The sequence below is a fragment of the Schlesneria sp. genome, assembly GCF_036405755.1.
GTDB lineage: Bacteria > Planctomycetota > Planctomycetia > Planctomycetales > Planctomycetaceae > Schlesneria > Schlesneria sphaerica.
Map to the genome: position 1 here is coordinate 1 of NZ_DASWWZ010000639.1, position 2,791 is coordinate 2,791.

2 protein-coding genes are annotated in these 2,791 nt (G+C 56.9%); both read left to right on the plus strand.

The window, feature by feature from the left end:
- Nucleotides 1–1,214, plus strand: a 1,214-nt coding sequence (locus VGE80_RS21330) for a DUF1552 domain-containing protein (protein WP_440594044.1), incomplete at its 5' end; no start/stop codon positions are given.
- Nucleotides 1,215–1,303: 89 nt separating this feature from the next.
- A complete protein-coding gene (locus VGE80_RS21335; protein ID WP_397571405.1) occupies nucleotides 1,304–2,494 on the plus strand; it encodes an FG-GAP repeat domain-containing protein in 1,191 nt (396 codons plus the stop codon).
- The last annotated feature ends 297 nt before the right edge of the window (nucleotides 2,495–2,791 follow it).

The window sequence follows — 2,791 nt, forward strand, 5'->3', positions numbered from 1 at the left end:
GTGACGAAACACGGGGCAGCGAGAAGGGAAGTCAACCTCCCGTCCGGCTCGCCGTGCTGTTTGCGGGAAACGGCTTTCACGCCAGGGAGTGGTGGGCCAAGGAAACACCGGGGGGACTCGAGTTAGGCCAGGTGCTCGCACCACTGAATGATTTCCGCGATAAGACACTCTTCATTCGCGGTCTTTACAACGAACAGGCTCTGAAAGGGAACATTCACAGTTCGCAGACGGGCAACCTGTTGTCCGGAGCTCCCCTTGCCGCGGGGGGCGAGATTCATTCAGGAACCAGCGTCGACCAGTTACTGGCACAGACCTACGGTCGCACTACCAAAGTGCCAAGCCTGGTGCTGGGCTGCGAGGCGGCGAACCCATCTGTCCATAAAAACTACTCGATGATCTACAGCTCTCACATTTCGTGGAGCTCACCAACCACACCTACGCCGCTGGAGTTGTATCCGTCGCTCGCCTTCGATCGTCTGTTCAAGGACGAAGTTCAGCGCGGGGACAAGAGTGTTCTGGATGCGGTCCTTTCTGACGCCCGGCAAATTCGTCGATCGATCAGTACCGCAGACCAGCGCAAACTGGATGAATACCTCGATTCAGTCCGGGATGTCGAACAGCGCATCGAGAACGCCGGAAAGCTGGGTGAACTTCAGGGCTGGCGTCCTACGCTCGACAAGCCCAACATGCCTCGTCCGCCCGAAGGGATTCCGCAGAATATCGCCGAACACATGCGGCTGATGTGTGACATCATGGTGCTCGGCTTCCAGACCGACACCACACGAATCTGCACGCTGAAGCTGAATAACGATCATTCTTCGCTGCGGTTCCCGCACCTCAACGTCGACTACATGATCCATCACTTGTTGTCACACTCGGACACACCAGACTGGTTGAAGGTCAATCAGTTCTTCGTCGAGCAGGTGGCTTACATCGCAAGGCGACTCGACGCGATTCAGGAAGGGGAGCGAACGGCGCTGGATAACACCATGCTGATGTTCTGCTCGAGCATGATGAGCGGCAGCCACGACGCAACTCAGTTGCCTGTCGTGATGGTGGGACGGGGCGGCGGCCAGATCAAGACTGGAAAAGTCCTCGATTATCGTGAGCAATCGAACAGACAGATGTGCCGCCTGTATCTCTCGATGATGAACAAGATGGGTGTGAACCTCGACAAGTTTGGCGATGCGACTGAAGCATTGCCCGAGGTGTAATCTGCCGGCCTGAGCGTGGAATGGATTCCATTCCACGCTCAATTTCTGACTGATGCCGATCTCATTGCATCGTTCACGAAGGTGTATTCATGCGTCTCTGCTACTCGATGGCCGCGTTCTTCACTTCCATCCTGACCTTGATTCAGCCAGCTCTGGCCGGTTGTCCCAAGTTCACGGCGCAGACCATCGATCCGAGGATTGGCGCCGTCTGTTACGCCGTTACCAAAGCCGACGTTAACGGAGACGGCAAGCTCGACATCGTGGCGGTCAGTGAGAACCGACTCCAGTGGTATGAAGCACCGACCTGGAAAAAGCACGTCATTCTCGATAACCAGACCGAAATGGACAATGTCTGCATCGCCGTCCACGATGTCGACGGCGACGGCAAGATCGATTTCGCCTTGGGCGCGGGTTGGATCAAGACGAATACGGGGAGTATTCAGTGGGTGACTCGTGGCGAAAAACCTGAAGATCCCTGGACCGTCCACCTGATCGCCCACGAGAAAAGCACGCACCGGATGAGCTTCGCGGATGTTCTGGGTGAAGGTCAGCCGCAACTGGTGGTGTCGCCGCTAAACCGCAGTATCGACGGGAACGAAGGGGTGCGTCTGCTTGCCTTCTCAATTCCCAAGGACCCGAAGATGGATCGCTGGATCGGGACGCCGATTGACGAGACACTGAATCGCGTCCACGGTCACACACACGCCGACTGGGACGGTGATGGCACACAAGATACGTTGACCGCCAGTGAAGAAGGCCTGTTCGTGATCCACCGTCCCGGAAACGCCTTTTTGAAACGGCGGATTGGCAGCGGGGCCGAATCACCAAAACCGGAACTTCGTGGGGCCGGAGAAATTAAGCTGGGGAAGACAAAGCAGGGAAAGCGTTTCGTCGCGACCGTCGAGCCCATGCACGGAACCAGCGTCGCAGTCTACACCGAATCGAAATCAGGTCAGTTTCCCCTGGAACGACGGGTCATCGAATCCGAGCTGAAACAGGGGCACGCCGTCTGGACCGCGGACCTGGACGGGGACGGCGGGGATGAAATCCTGGTCGGCTTCCGTGAACCGGGAACAGGTGAGATTAAGGGTCCCGGGCTGTACGTCTTCTCGCAAGACGATCCTTCCTCACAGAGGTGGACACGACACGTGATCGACAATGGCGGCATCGCCGTGGAGGATGCTCTGATTGCCGATTTCAACGGGGACGGCAAGCTGGATCTTCTTGCCGGAGGGCGTGCGACTCAAAATGTCAAACTGTACCTCAACCGGGGGCAATAAGACGGTGGTTCCGGCTCACGTTCCCGCGATGTAAGAAAATTCGGCTCACGCCCGGCCTGTGTTACAGTCAGTGCGAAGGTACAGCAATTTCGTATTCGCGGTGTCACCAGTCCATGGCTTCAAGGTAACAGGCCGTGTATCCGATCTGGTCAGATCCCGAACGAGTCTCTGCCTGTCCGCTTCCTGCAGTCGAGGAAATTCGATGACCGTATATCTTCTGGGAACGCTGGATACCAAGGGGGCTGAAGTCGGTTTCCTTCGCGATTTACTTCACCAGCTCGCGATCCCCACCTGCAT

Coding starts and splice junctions, on each gene's coding strand:
- VGE80_RS21335 (WP_397571405.1), top strand. CDS start 1,304: ATGCGTCTCTGCTACTCGATGGCCGCGTTCTTCACTTCCATCCTGACC.